Genomic DNA, 13,848 nt, shown 5'->3' with positions numbered 1-13,848 from the left:
ATGAATCCGTCCCGCCTGTTCATTCTCCGGCCGGTCGGCACGGCGCTGCTGATGGCGGCGATCATGCTGGCCGGCTTCGTCGCGCTGCGGTTCCTGCCGCTCGCGGCGCTGCCCGAGGTCGACTATCCGACGATCCAGGTGCAGACCTTCTATCCCGGCGCGAGCCCCGAGGTGATGACGTCGTCGGTGACGGCGCCGCTCGAGCGGCAGTTCGGCGAGATGCCGTCGCTGAACCAGATGTCGTCGCAGAGCTCGGCGGGCGCGTCGGTGATCACGCTGCAGTTCAGCCTCGACCTGCCGCTCGACATCGCCGAGCAGGAAGTGCAGGCCGCGATCAACGCGGCCGGCAATCTGCTGCCGTCCGACCTGCCTGCGCCGCCGATCTACGCGAAGGTGAACCCGGCCGACGCGCCGGTGCTGACGCTCGCGGTCACGTCGAAGACGCTGCCGCTCACGCAGGTGCAGGATCTCGCGGACACGCGGCTCGCGATGAAGATCTCGCAGGTCGCGGGCGTCGGCCTCGTGAGCCTGTCGGGCGGCAACCGCCCGGCCGTGCGGATCCAGGCGAACCCGACCGCGCTCGCGCAGTACGGGCTGAACCTCGACGACCTGCGCACGACGATCTCGAACCTGAACGTGAACACGCCGAAGGGCAACTTCGACGGCCCGACGCGCGCGTACACGATCAACGCGAACGACCAGCTGACGAGCGCGGACCAGTACCAGAGCGCGGTCGTCGCGTACAAGAACGGGCGCCCGGTGATGCTGACCGACGTCGCGAAGATCGTCGACGGCTCGGAGAACACGAAGCTCGGCGCATGGGTCGATTCGGAGCCGGCGATCATCCTGAACGTGCAGCGCCAGCCGGGCGCGAACGTGATCCAGACCGTCGACGCGATCAAGGCGCTGCTGCCGCAGTTGCAGCAGGCGCTGCCGAGCGCGCTCGACGTGCAGATCGTCACCGACCGCACGACGATGATCCGCGCGGCCGTGCAGGACGTGCAGCTCGAGCTCGGGCTCGCGGTCGCGCTCGTCGTGCTCGTGATGTACCTGTTCCTCGCGAACGTCTACGCGACGATCATCCCGAGCCTGTCCGTGCCGCTGTCGCTGATCGGCACGCTCGCGGTCATGTATCTGTGCGGCTTCTCGCTGAACAACCTGTCGCTGATGGCGCTGACGATCGCGACCGGCTTCGTCGTCGACGACGCGATCGTGATGATCGAGAACATCTCGCGCTACGTCGAGGCGGGCGACTCCGCGCTCGAGGCTGCGTTGAAGGGCTCGAAGCAGATCGGCTTCACGATCATCTCGCTGACGGTATCGCTGATCGCGGTGCTGATTCCGCTGCTGTTCATGGGCGACGTCGTCGGGCGCCTGTTCCACGAGTTCGCGATCACGCTCGCGGTGACGATCGTGATCTCGGCCGTCGTGTCGCTGACGCTCGTGCCGATGATGTGCGCGAAGCTGTTGCGCCACACGCCGCCGCCCGAGAGCCACCGCTTCGAGGCGCGCGTACACCAGGTGATCGACCGCGTGATCGCGAAGTACGCGGTCGCGCTCGAGTGGGTGCTGAACCGGCAGCGCGCGACGCTCGTCGTCGCGGTGCTGACGCTCGTCCTCACCGGCGTGCTGTACGTCGAGATTCCGAAGGGCTTCTTCCCGTCGCAGGACACCGGGCTGATCCAGGCGATCACGCAGGCGCCGCAGTCGATCTCGTACGGCGCGATGGCCGAGCGGCAGCAGCAGCTCGCGACCGAGATCCTGAAGGATCCGAACGTCGACAGCCTGACGTCGTTCATCGGCGTCGACGGCACGAACATCACGCTGAACAGCGGCCGGATGCTGATCAACCTGAAGGCACGCGACGAACGCAGCGAGACCGCGACCGACATCATCCGCGACCTGCAGCAGCGCGTCGCGAACGTGCCGGGCATCTCGCTCTACATGCAGCCGGTGCAGGATCTGACGATCGATTCGACGGTGAGCCCGACGCAGTACCAGTTCATGCTGACGAGCCCGAACGTGACGGAATTCTCGACGTGGGTGCCGAAGCTCGTGTCGCGGCTGAAGCAGGAATCGTCGCTCGCCGACGTCGCGACCGACCTGCAGGACAGCGGCCAGTCGGTCTACATCGAGATCGACCGCGCGAGCGCCGCGCGCTTCGGGATCACGCCCGCGACCGTCGACAACGCGCTGTACGATGCGTTCGGCCAGCGTATCGTGTCGACGATTTTCACGCAGTCGAACCAGTACCGCGTGATCCTCGAATCCGAGCCGAAGCTGGAACACTACGCGCAATCGCTGAACAGCCTGTACCTGCCGTCCGCGGGCGGCGGCCAGGTGCCGCTGTCGGCGATCGCGACGTTCCGCGAGCAGGCGTCGCCGCTGCTCGTGTCGCACCTGTCGCAGTTCCCGTCGACGACGATCTCGTTCAACCTCGCGCCGGGCGCATCGCTCGGCGAGGCGGTGAAGGCGATCGACGCGGCCGAGAAGGACATCGGCCTGCCCGCGTCGTTCCAGACCCGCTTCCAGGGCGCGGCGCTCGCGTTCCAGGCATCGCTGTCGAACCAGCTGTTCCTGCTGCTCGCGGCGATCGTCACGATGTACATCGTGCTCGGCGTGCTGTACGAGAGCTACATCCACCCGGTGACGATCCTGTCGACGCTGCCGTCGGCCGGCATCGGCGCGCTGCTCGCGCTGATGGTGACCGGCCACGATCTCGACATCATCGGGATCATCGGGATCGTGCTGCTGATCGGCATCGTGAAGAAGAACGCGATCATGATGATCGACTTCGCGCTCGAGGCCGAGCGCTCGGAAGGCAAGCCGCCGCGCGAGGCGATCTATCAGGCGTGCCTGTTGCGCTTCCGGCCGATCCTGATGACGACGCTGGCCGCTCTGCTCGGCGCGGTGCCGCTGATCGTCGGCTCCGGCGCGGGCTCCGAGCTGCGCAAGCCGCTCGGCCTCGCGATCGCCGGCGGGCTGATCGTGTCGCAGGTGCTGACGCTGTTTACGACGCCCGTGATCTATCTCGCTTTCGACGCGCTCGCGCGCCGCGTGCGCGGCTGGTTCGAGCGCAGCGGCTCCGCGGCCGGTCCGAGCACGGATGCCTGATCGATGAACCTCTCCCGCCCATTCATCACCCGCCCCGTCGCGACGACGCTGCTCGCGCTCGGCGTCGCGCTCGCGGGGATCTTCGCGTTCATCAAGCTGCCGGTGTCGCCGCTGCCGCAGGTCGACTTTCCGACGATCTCGGTGCAGGCGTCGCTGCCGGGCGCGAGCCCCGACACGGTTGCGACCAGCGTGACGAGCCCGCTCGAGCGACACCTCGGCACGATCGCCGACGTGACCGAAATGACGTCGTCGAGCACGGTCGGCAATTCACGGATCACGCTGCAGTTCGACCTGAGCCGCGACATCGACGGCGCCGCGCGCGACGTGCAGGCCGCGATCAACGCGGCGCGCGCCGACCTGCCCGCGAGCCTGAAGAGCAACCCGACCTACCACAAGGTCAACCCGTCCGACTCGCCGATCATGATCCTGTCGCTGACGTCGGAAACCGAGCCGCCCGCGCGGCTCTACGACGCGGCGTCCACGGTGCTCGAGCAGTCGCTGTCGCAAGTCGACGGGATCGGCCAGGTGAACGTCAGCGGCTCCGCGAACCCCGCGGTGCGCATCGAACTGCAGCCGCACGCGCTGTTCCACTACGGGATCGGGCTCGAGGACGTGCGCGCGGCGCTCGCATCCGCGAACGCGAACAGCCCGAAGGGCGCGATCGAGTTCGGCCCGCAGCACTTCCAGCTGTATACGAACGACCAGGCGTCGCAGGCGTCGCAATACCGCGACCTCGTCGTCGCGTATCGCAACAACGCGGCGGTCAAACTGTCGGACGTCGGTGACATCGTCGACTCGGTCGAGGATCTGCGCAACCTCGGCCTGTCGAACGGCCAGCGTGCGGTGCTGCTGATCCTGTACCGCTCGCCCGGCGCGAACATCATCGAGACGATCGATCGCGTCCGCGCGGCGCTGCCGCAGCTCACCGCCGCGCTGCCCGCCGACATCGTCGTGACGCCGGTGCTCGACCGCTCGACGACGATCCGCGCGTCGCTGCGCGACACCGAGCGCACGCTGCTGATCGCGATCTCGCTCGTCGTGATGGTCGTGTTCCTGTTCTTGCGCAACGCCCGCGCGACACTGATTCCGTCGGTCGCGGTGCCGATCTCGATCATCGGCACGTTCGGCGCGATGTATCTGCTCAACTACTCGATCGACAACCTGTCGCTGATGGCGTTGATCGTCGCGACGGGCTTCGTCGTCGACGATGCGATCGTCGTGCTCGAGAACATCTCGCGCCATATCGAGAACGGCACGCCGAGGCTGCAGGCCGCGTTCGACGGCGCGCGCGAGGTCGGCTTCACGGTGCTGTCGATGAGCCTGTCGCTCGTCGCGGTGTTCCTGCCGATCCTGCTGATGGGCGGGATCGTCGGGCGGCTGTTCCGCGAGTTCGCGCTGACGCTGTCGCTCGCGATCACGGTGTCGCTCGCGGTGTCGCTGACCGTCACGCCGATGATGTGCGCGCGCCTGCTGGCCGACGTGCACAATCCGCAAGAGGAAGGCCGCTTCGCGCGCTGGCTCGAGCGCGCGTTCACGCGGATGCAGCACGGCTACGAGCGCGCGCTGTCATGGGCGCTGCGCCATTCGCTGTTCGTGCTGATGATCCTGATCGCGACGATCGGACTGAACGTGTATCTGTATATCGTCGTGCCGAAGGGCTTTTTCCCGCAGCAGGACACGGGCCTGATGATCGGCGGGATCCGCGCCGACCAGAGCACGTCGTTCCAGGCGATGAAGCTCAAGTTCTCCGAGATGATGCGGATCGTGCAGCAGAACCGGAACGTGAAGAGCGTCGCGGGCTTCACCGGCGGCTCGCAGACGAACTCGGGCTTCATGTTCGTCACGCTGAACGACCGCAGCGTGCGCAAGCTGACCGCCGACCAGGTGATCCAGCAGCTTCGCGGGCCGCTGTCGAACGTCGCGGGCGCGTCGACCTTCCTGCAGGCCGCGCAGGACATCCGCGTCGGCGGCCGCGTCAGCAACGCGCAGTACCAGTTCACGCTGCTCGGCGATTCGAGCGCCGACCTGTACAAGTGGGGGCCGATCCTGACCGAGGCGCTGCAGAAGCGCACCGAGCTCGCGGACGTGAACTCCGACCAGCAGCAAGGCGGCCTCGAGTCGATGGTGACGATCGACCGCTCGACCGCGTCGCGGCTCGGCATCAAGCCCGCGCAGATCGACAATACGCTATACGACGCGTTCGGCCAGCGCCAGGTCTCGACGATCTATAACCCACTGAACCAGTATCACGTGGTGATGGAAGTCGCGCCGCAGTACTGGCAAAGCCCCGAGATGTTGAACGAGATCTGGATCAGCACGGCGGGCGGCAGCGCGAGCGGCGCGCAGACGACGAACGCGGCCGCCGGCACGTTCGTGTCGACGTCGGCGGGCACGTCGACGGCCGGCACGGCCGCGCAGAGCGCCGCCGCGATCGCGGCCGACTCCGCGCGCAACCAGGCGATGAACGCGATCGCGGCGAGCGGGAAGTCGAGCGCGTCGTCGGGCGCGGCGGTGTCGACGTCGCAGGAGTCGATGGTGCCGCTATCGGCGATCGCGACGTTCGGCCCGAGCACGACGCCGCTCGCGGTCAACCACCAGGGCCTGTTCGTCGCGACGACGATCTCGTTCAACCTGCCGCCGGGCGTGTCGCTGTCGAAGGCGACCCAGGTGATCTATCAGACGATGGCCGAGATCGGCATGCCGCCGACGATCCAGGGCAGCTTCCAGGGCACCGCGCAGGCGTTCCAGCAATCGCTGAAGGATCAGCCGGTGCTGATCCTCGCGGCGCTCGCGGCCGTCTACATCGTGCTCGGGATCCTGTACGAGAGCTACATCCACCCGATCACGATCCTGTCGACGCTGCCGTCGGCGGGCGTCGGCGCGCTGCTCGCGCTGCTGCTGTTCAAGACCGAGTTCAGCATCATCGCGCTGATCGGCGTGATTCTGCTGATCGGCATCGTGAAGAAGAACGCGATCATGATGGTCGACTTCGCGATCGACGCGACGCGGCGCGGCCGCTCGCCGTTCGACGCGATCCACGAGGCGTGCCTGCTGCGCTTCCGGCCGATCATGATGACGACGATGGCGGCGCTGCTCGGCGCGCTGCCGCTCGCGTTCGGGCACAGCGACGGCTCCGAGCTGCGCGCGCCGCTCGGGATCGCGATCGCCGGCGGCCTGATCGTGTCGCAGATGCTGACGCTCTTCACGACGCCGGTCGTGTATCTGTACATGGACCGGCTGCGGGTGCGGGTCGAGAAGCGCCGCGAGCGCCGCGCGTCGGGCGGCGCGGCGATGACCGGGGAATGACGGCGATCGCCGGCGCGTAGACCGCGCCGGGCGCGGGCGACGATGAAACGGGAGGCGAGCCGGGTGGAAGCCCGGCTCGCGTCGTTGACGTGTCCGTTATGCGTCCGCGGGCGCGGCCTTGCGCGGACGCCGGGCGCGCGGCGCCGATTTGCGCGCGGGCTTGGCGGGTGCGGTGTCGGCCGGTGCGGCTTCCGCGGGGGCAGCGCCGGCAGCGGGCGCCGGCTCGGCGGCCGCATCGGTATGGGTCGCCTCGGCGTCTTTCGGGCCCGCATGCTTCGCGCCGGCCTTCTTCCCGTCGCCTTTCTTCACGCCGGCCTTCTTCGCCGGGCTCTTGCGCGCGCGCTTGCGGTCGTCCTTCTTCTCTTCGTGCAGCACGTGCTGTGCGTGCTGCGGCTCGTGCGCGTCGGCGTGGTCCGCCTCGCGTTGCGCGACCGGCGCCGGCGCGGCGGCCGGATGCGCGGACTCGACCTCGCCCGCCGCTTCGGCCACCGCCGTCACCGCCGTCACCGCCTCCACCGCCACCGCAGGCTCATCGCGACGCGGCGCGTGATGCCGCCCATGACGACGCCCGTGCTCGGCCGGCCCGTGCTCGGCCACCCCGCCCGTCGCATCGGCCTCGATGCCCGCCTCGGCCGCCGCCTGCCGCGCACGCGACACGAACGCGCCGGACTTGTCGTCGCGGCCGACTTCGAGCAGGCCACGCGCCTGCGCCTCGTCGAGCAGGTTGCCGAACGCGCGGAATCCGTAATACGACTCGTTGAAATCCGGCTTGCGGCGCTTGATCGCGCTCTTCAGCACCGACGCCCAGATCTTGCCGACGTCGTCGCGCTCCGACGCAAGCGCATCGAACGTCTCGACCGCGAGCGCGATCGCCTCGGCCCGGCGCGCTTCCATCTCGGGCTTGCGGCCGTGCTCGTCCGCGGGCCGCTTCGCGCCGTTGCCCACGCGCGCCTCGCGCTTCGCGAGCGCGCGCTGCTGCTCGCGCACGAGGTCGTCGTAGAAAATGAACTCGTCGCAGTTCGCGACCAGCAGGTCCGACGTCGACTGCTTCACGCCGACGCCGATCACCTTCTTCGCGTTCTCGCGCAGCTTCGACACGAGCGGCGAGAAGTCCGAGTCGCCGCTGATGATCACGAACGTGTCGACGTGCGACTTCGTGTAGCACAGGTCGAGCGCGTCGACGACGAGCCGGATGTCGGCCGAATTCTTGCCCGACTGGCGCACGTGCGGAATCTCGATCAGCTCGAAGCTCGCCTCGTGCATCGCGGCCTTGAAGCCCTTGTAGCGCTCCCAGTCGCAATACGCCTTCTTCACGACGATGCTGCCCTTCAGCAGCAGCCTTTCCAGCACCGGCTGGATATCGAACTTCTCGTACTTCGCGTCGCGCACGCCGAGCGCGACGTTCTCGAAGTCGCAGAACACCGCCATGCTGACGTTATCTAACGGTAATGCCATGAATGCTCCAGCCGGTTGGCCGCTGCGTCACCGAACGCGCGGCGTCTCTGTGATGAATTGCGCACATGATAGCCGGTTGCCGCGCATTCCCGGCGGCGGCGCGTGCCCGACCCCCTCCCTATTTCCCCTGACTGCCGCGCCGCCGATTCGACATACACTTGAGTAACAGTCGTCCGTCCCCATCTGGGTAGGCGACGCATCGAGCAAGGAGTGGTTTCATGACGATGAAGGTACTGGTGATTGGCGCGGCGGGCCGCACCGGCCAGGCGGTGGCGGATCTGCTGCTCAAACAGCCCGATTTCGAAGTGACCGCGCTCGTGCGCCGGCCGGACTACACGCTGCCCGGCGCGAAGGTGATCGTGGCCGACCTGACGGGCGACTTCTCCGGCGCGTTCCAGGGCATCACGCACGCGATCTACGCGGCCGGCTCCGCGGAATCCGACGGCGCGGCCGAGGAGGAGCAGATCGACCGCGACGCGGTCGCGCGCGCCGCCGGGTACGCGCTCGCCTGCAACGTGCAGAAGCTGGTCGTGATCAGCTCGCTCACCGCGTACTGGCCCGAGCGCAGCCCGGAGATCCTGCGCCACTATTCGGAGATGAAGCGCGAGGGCGACGACTGCGTGATCGCGTCGGGCGTCGACTACGTGATCCTGCGCCCCGGCCCGCTGTCGGACAGCCCCGGCGTCGGGATGATCGCGCTCGCCGAGGACCGGCTCGACAACCTGCCGCCCGTGTCCCGCCAGGACGTCGCGTGGGCCGCGATCGAGACGATCAAGCTCGGCGTGTCGAGAAAGACGATCGGCTTCGTCGGCGGCACCATGGCGATCGAGCAGGCGCTGCGCGCATAGCCGCCCGCCCTCGCCTTCGTTTCGACGGCCCGACCTCGCCTTCGTTTCGGCGGCCCGCGCGCCGGGCCGCCCATTCCCGCTACTGGGGCTGCGCCTGCGTCTGATGCGTCGCCGCCCACGCCTTCACGGCCTCGAGCGTGTTCTCGACGTGCTTGTCCGGCGACAGGCTCGTGTATTCATACAAAATCTTCCCTTCCGGCGAGATCACGTACGACACGCGGTTCGCGCGCTCGATCGCCGGCAGCTTCGCATCGTATTCGCGGATGATCTTCGTATCCGGATCGGCCGCGACCGGGAACTTGCTGCGGCACTCGCTGACGGAAAACTTCGTCAGCGTGCCGATGTCGTCGGCGGACACGCCGATCACCGTCGCGCCGTACGCTTTGTAGCGATCGACCGCCTCCGCGAATTCGTGCGCCTCGATCGTGCAGCCCTTCGTGAACGCGGCCGGGTAGAAATAGAGCACGACCGGGCCGCGCTTCAGCGCGTCCGCGAGCGAATACGAATACGTCTTGCCGCCCAGCGACGCCTGCGTCGTGAAATCCGGGGCGGGATCGCCGGGCTTCAGCACCGCGTGCGCGGTGAGCGCATACCCGGCGACGAGCGCCGCCGCCACACATCCGATCAGTTTTCGCTTCATCTACGTCCTCGTCTCGTATAAAGTCAGCCTCGATGCACGCCGCGCCGGGGGTTCGACGCCGGAACCCTCGCAAGGCCATCCGGCCACTCGCGGGCCGCCAGTGCTTGAACCGGTTCGAGCACCCACTCACGCGCCAGTTCAAGAATACGCGCGCCGCGCCGTTATTGAATCCATCGACCGATTTCAGCCCAACACGTTCGCCGACATGCAAGCCATCCGGAAACAGACGCCGCTTCAGGGCGCCTGGCGCAATGCCCTTGACCGGCTGCGCCGCTTCGCCTGGTCGGGCGGCGCGTTGATGCCCGCTCGCGCCGGCGCGCCCCGTCAGGACGACACCGTCCGTCAGTGGCTCGAGCAGACGGTCGGCGGCGTCGATTTCCTCGCGCACGTCGATCGCGACCTGCGCTTCCTGTACGTGTCCGATGCGAGCCTGCGCTTCATCGGCTACCACCGCGACTACCTGCATACGCTGACGCTGCGCGACCTCATCGCCGAACAGGATAACGCCGCGCTCGACGGTCTGCTCGCGCGCGCCGCGCTGTCCGGCCAGGTCGAGAAGGCGGCGATGTGCATCGTCAAGTCGCTGACCTATCCGCTCGACGTCGAGCTGCGCGTGGTCAAGAGCCGCCACGGCGGCGTCGACGGCTACGCGATCGCCGCGTTCGACGTGTCGTCGTGGCGCGCGCTCGAAGCGCGCCTCACATACGAGATGCATCACGACCCGATGACCGGGCTCGACAACCTGTCCGCGCTCGTGCCCGCGCTGATGCGCGCGCAGCAACTGGCCGACGAGGCCGGCGCGAGCGCCGCGCTGCTGCTGCTCGACCTCGACGACTATCAGCGGATCAACCGCGCGCTCGGCTACGACGCCGGCGACGCGCTGCTGCGCGAGACCGCACAGCGGCTGCAGGCGCAGATCGGGCCGGGCGAGCAGCTCGCGCGCGTCGCGAGCGACAAGTTCGCGGTCGTGTTCAGCGCGCCGACGCGCACGCACGCGGCCGACGCCGCGGGCGCGCTCGGCCGCCGGCTGCAGGCCGCGGTGCGCAGCCCGTACGTGTATGCGGGACAGCCGGTGCACCTGTCCGCGAGCGTCGGTGTCGCGCTGTATCCGCCGGACGAGCGCCACGCGCCGAAGCGCGCGCAGCACCACAGCCCGCTGCTGCGCCGCGCCGACCAGGCGCTCGCGCAGGCGAAGGCGTCGGGCGGCAACGCGCTCGCGTTCCACGTGCCGAACGACGATTCGACCGACGCCGAGCGCCTGAAGCTCGAAGCCGACCTGTACGACGGCGTGCGCAACGGCGAATTCTCGCTGCACTTCCAGCCGATCACGCACAGCCAGTCGGGCGCGGTGGCCGGCGTCGAGGCGCTGATCCGCTGGCGCCACCCGGTGCACGGGCTCGTGCCGCCCGCGACGTTCATCCCGCTCGCCGAATCGACCGGGCTCATCAACTATCTCGGCAACTGGGTGCTGAAGGCCGCGTGCATGCAGCTCGTCGCGTGGGACCGCCAGGGCCTCGCGCTGCAGTACGTCGCGGTCAACGTGTCGCCGCAGCAGTTCCGCGATCCGCGCTTCACGCAGAGCGTGCGCGAGGCGATCGCGCTGACCGGCGTCGATCCGCACCGGATCGTGCTCGAGATCACCGAAAGCCTGCTGATCCACGATCCGGCCCACGCGAAGCTGCTGCTCGAGGAGCTCACCGATCTCGGGCTGCGCTTCGCGGTCGACGACTTCGGCACCGGCTATTCGAGCCTCGCGTACCTGCAGCGCTTCCCGCTCGCGAAGCTGAAGATCGACCGCAGCTTCGTCGAGAACCTGCTGACGTCGCGCAACGACCGCGCGATCGTGTCGGCCGTCGTCGGCATCGCGCGCACGCTCGAGCTCGAGCTCGTCGCCGAGGGCGTCGAGACGGAGGCGCAGCGCGAGCTGCTGACCGAGATGGGGTGCGACCACATCCAGGGCTGGCTCGTGTGCCGCGCGCTGCCGTCGGACGAACTCGCGCAGCGCTTCGAGGCGCGGCAACTGCATCTGCAGTGAGCCCACGCCCGCGGAATTCCGTATGTCGACGCTGACCTCCCCCGCTCCGACGACCCTCGACCGACTCTGGTCGCGCATGAGCGAGCGCGGCGACTTCCCGCTGCTGTCCGAATCGTTGCGCGCGACGATGACCGCGATGCACGACGACGACCTCGACCTCGCCGGGCTCGCGCGCGTCGTGCTGTCGGACTTCGCGCTGACGCAGAAGGTGCTGAAGCTCGCGAACTCGGCGATGTACATGGCGTTCGGCGGCAACATCACGACCGTGACCCGCGCGCTGATGGTGCTCGGGATGGACGCGGTCGGCCATCTCGTCGTCGGGCTGAAAATCGTCGACCATTTTCATCAAAGCGCCGCGCGGCGCATCGACGCCAAGCTCGAGCTGAACCGCGTGCTGCTGTCCGGCCGCGTCGCGCGCAACCTGACCACGCGCGCGGACCTGCGCTCCGGCGAGGAGGCGGTCGTCTGCACGCTGATGCGTCAGGTCGGGCGTCTGCTCGTCGTCTGCTATCTCGACGGCGAATGGAGCCGGATCGTCCAGCGCGCGGCCGAGCTCGACGGCGACGACGAAACGGCGAGCGTCGACGTGCTCGGCGTCAGCTTCGAGGAGATCGGGCGCGAGGCCGCGTCGCGCTGGCGGCTGCCGGACGCGATCCGCGCGGGGATGACGCGCGGCGACGTGCACGAGACCGGCGACGACGAAGCGGACCGGCACGCGCGCTGGCTGCGCTCGGTGAGCCAGTGCGCGATGGCGCTCGCCGACGTGCTGACCGTGCCGCCGGACCCGGAGCGCGACGCGCGGATCGACGCGCTCGCCCGGCAGTACGGCCCGACGCTCGGGATCGATCGCGACGCGTTCGTCGAGATCACCGACCGGCTCGCGCGCGACGAGACGAGCGACACGATGCTGCGCGAGATCGTCGAGCTGCGCGCGAACGCCGACGCGATCGCGCGCGCGCGGGCCGAGCCCGACGCCGCGCTCGAGGCGGGTCTCGCGGATCTGCGCTCGCTGCCGTCCGAGCACATGCTCGGCCCGGTGCTCGCGCTCGCGTCGGAAAGCCTGCTCGCGGGCCTCGGGCTCACGCGCACCGTGATGTTCGTGCGGCACGACGACCACACGTTCGCCGCGCGCGTCGGCTTCGGCCCGGGCGTCGAGGCCGCGCTGCCGCGGCTGCGCTTCGACGAGCGCTTCGAGCCGGACGTGTTCCACCTCGCGATCGGCAACTCGGTCGGCATCTACATCGAGCAGGCGCGCGAGCCGAAGATGCTGCGGCGCCTGCCCGCGTGGTATCGCGACGCGTTCGACGACGCGCACGCATTCGTGCTGCTGCCGGTGCGCGCCGGCGCGTCGACGGTCGCGCTGCTGTACGGCGACTGGGCGGGCGCGGCGCCGCCGCGCAAGATCGAACCGCACGAGATGGCGCTGCTGAATGCGCTCGCGCGCGAACTCGGCCGATTTTTCCCGGCGTAGGCGACGCGGCCGCTCGCCGCCCCGCTCCGCGCGCATCGCTTCCTCAAATGCAAACCGGCCGCATCAGCGGCCGGTTTGTGCTGCGGCGGAATCGATCCGCGCTTATTCCATCATGCTTACTTCAGCGTAACGGACACGCTGAAATACTTCTTCGCGAGGTTGTCGATCGTGCCGTCGGCCTTCAGCGCCTTCAGCGCCTGATCGATCGCGGTCTTCAGTTGCGCGTCGTTCTTGCGCAGACCGAAGCCGACACCCGAGCCGAGGATCTCGGCGTCGCTGACCGTGCCGCCCGCGAACGCGAAGCCCGCGCCCTGCGGCTTCGACAGGAAGCCCTTCGCGGCCGCCTCCGAATCCTGGAACGTCGCGTCCAGGCGACCCGACTGCAGATCGGCATACGCGAGATCCTGCGTCTGGTACGGCACGACTTCGACGCCGACCGGCGCCCAGCGCTTCTTCGCGTAGGTTTCCTGGATCGTGCCCTGCAGCACGCCGACGCGCTTGCCCTTCAGCGATTGCGGCGTCGGCAGCAGGCCGCTGCCCTTCTTCGCGATCAGCTGGTTCGGGATCGTGTAGATCGGATCGGTGAAGTCGATCGCGTGCTCGCGCTGCGCGGTGATCGTCATGTCGGAGTTGATCGCGTCGAACTTGCGCGCCTCCAGCGCCGGGATCAGCCCGTCGAAATCGTTCTCGACCCACACGCACTTCGTCTTCAGCTTCGCGCACACCGCGTTGCCGATGTCGATGTCGAAACCGGTCAGCTTGCCGTCCGGCGTCTTGTATTCGAACGGCGCATACGACGCCTCGACGCCGAAGCGGATCTCCTTCAGATCCGCCGCGTGCGCGACGCCCGATGCGGCCGCCGCCGCCACTACCGCATGCGCGGCCACTTTTCGCCAGTTCAACTTCATCTAGGTTCTCCTCGGTACGAACGGATCAATCACAACGACTGATGTGCGGCGATCATTGCAGCGCCAGAATT

Annotated in this window: 8 protein-coding genes; 5 read left to right on the top strand and 3 right to left on the bottom strand. The window is 68.4% G+C overall.

Annotated elements, in window-relative coordinates:
• Positions 1-3,114, top strand: coding sequence for an MdtB/MuxB family multidrug efflux RND transporter permease subunit (locus HZI36_RS21955; RefSeq protein ID WP_179404777.1), 3,114 nt, complete (start codon positions 1-3; stop codon positions 3,112-3,114).
• Between the two features lie 3 nt (positions 3,115-3,117).
• Complete coding sequence (locus tag HZI36_RS21950) at positions 3,118-6,420, top strand: efflux RND transporter permease subunit (protein WP_179404776.1); 3,303 nt, start codon at positions 3,118-3,120, stop codon at positions 6,418-6,420.
• 96 nt (positions 6,421-6,516) lie between these two features.
• Here HZI36_RS21950 and HZI36_RS21945 read toward each other — a convergent pair whose 3' ends face one another.
• A complete protein-coding gene (locus HZI36_RS21945; RefSeq protein ID WP_179404775.1) occupies positions 6,517-7,875 on the bottom strand; it encodes an NYN domain-containing protein in 1,359 nt (452 codons plus the stop codon).
• A 218-nt stretch (positions 7,876-8,093) separates the two neighbouring features.
• Between HZI36_RS21945 and HZI36_RS21940 the strand changes: the two genes are divergently transcribed.
• The gene (locus HZI36_RS21940; RefSeq protein WP_179404774.1) at positions 8,094-8,723 is read left to right on the top strand and encodes an SDR family oxidoreductase; all 630 of its coding nucleotides are present in this window, start codon (positions 8,094-8,096) and stop codon (positions 8,721-8,723) included.
• A gap of 79 nt (positions 8,724-8,802) precedes the next feature.
• Here the strand turns inward: HZI36_RS21940 and HZI36_RS21935 are convergent, their stop codons facing one another.
• Complete coding sequence (locus tag HZI36_RS21935) at positions 8,803-9,363, bottom strand: peroxiredoxin (RefSeq protein ID WP_179404773.1); 561 nt, start codon at positions 9,361-9,363, stop codon at positions 8,803-8,805.
• Between the two features lie 298 nt (positions 9,364-9,661).
• Here HZI36_RS21935 and cdpA point away from each other — a divergent pair, with 298 nt between their 5' ends.
• On the top strand, positions 9,662-11,398 hold the full coding sequence (cdpA, locus tag HZI36_RS21930) for a cyclic di-GMP phosphodiesterase CdpA (protein ID WP_246327176.1): 1,737 nt from the start codon (positions 9,662-9,664) through the stop codon (positions 11,396-11,398).
• 22 nt (positions 11,399-11,420) lie between these two features.
• A complete protein-coding gene (locus tag HZI36_RS21925; protein WP_179404771.1) occupies positions 11,421-12,869 on the top strand; it encodes an HDOD domain-containing protein in 1,449 nt (482 codons plus the stop codon).
• A 116-nt stretch (positions 12,870-12,985) separates the two neighbouring features.
• Here the strand turns inward: HZI36_RS21925 and HZI36_RS21920 are convergent, their stop codons facing one another.
• The gene (locus HZI36_RS21920) at positions 12,986-13,777 is read right to left on the bottom strand and encodes an ABC transporter substrate-binding protein (RefSeq protein WP_179404770.1); all 792 of its coding nucleotides are present in this window, start codon (positions 13,775-13,777) and stop codon (positions 12,986-12,988) included.
• Between the last annotated feature and the right edge of the window lie 71 nt (positions 13,778-13,848).

Source organism: Burkholderia guangdongensis, from assembly GCF_013403875.1.
GTDB lineage: Bacteria > Pseudomonadota > Gammaproteobacteria > Burkholderiales > Burkholderiaceae > Burkholderia > Burkholderia guangdongensis.
Note: the sequence above shows the minus strand (reverse complement) of the source record. Positions and strands in the feature narration are given on the sequence as shown.

What these genes read in the sequence shown, in the direction of transcription:
- HZI36_RS21950 (WP_179404776.1), top strand. Translation starts at nt 3,118, where the DNA reads ATGAACCTCTCCCGCCCATTCATCACCCGCCCCGTCGCGACGACGCTG.
- HZI36_RS21925 (WP_179404771.1), top strand. Translation starts at nt 11,421, where the DNA reads ATGTCGACGCTGACCTCCCCCGCTCCGACGACCCTCGACCGACTCTGG.
- cdpA (WP_246327176.1), top strand. Translation starts at nt 9,662, where the DNA reads ATGCCCGCTCGCGCCGGCGCGCCCCGTCAGGACGACACCGTCCGTCAG.
- HZI36_RS21945 (WP_179404775.1), bottom strand. Translation starts at nt 7,875, where the DNA reads ATGGCATTACCGTTAGATAACGTCAGCATGGCGGTGTTCTGCGACTTC.
- HZI36_RS21920 (WP_179404770.1), bottom strand. Translation starts at nt 13,777, where the DNA reads ATGAAGTTGAACTGGCGAAAAGTGGCCGCGCATGCGGTAGTGGCGGCG.
- HZI36_RS21935 (WP_179404773.1), bottom strand. Translation starts at nt 9,363, where the DNA reads ATGAAGCGAAAACTGATCGGATGTGTGGCGGCGGCGCTCGTCGCCGGG.
- HZI36_RS21955 (WP_179404777.1), top strand. Translation starts at nt 1, where the DNA reads ATGAATCCGTCCCGCCTGTTCATTCTCCGGCCGGTCGGCACGGCGCTG.
- HZI36_RS21940 (WP_179404774.1), top strand. Translation starts at nt 8,094, where the DNA reads ATGACGATGAAGGTACTGGTGATTGGCGCGGCGGGCCGCACCGGCCAG.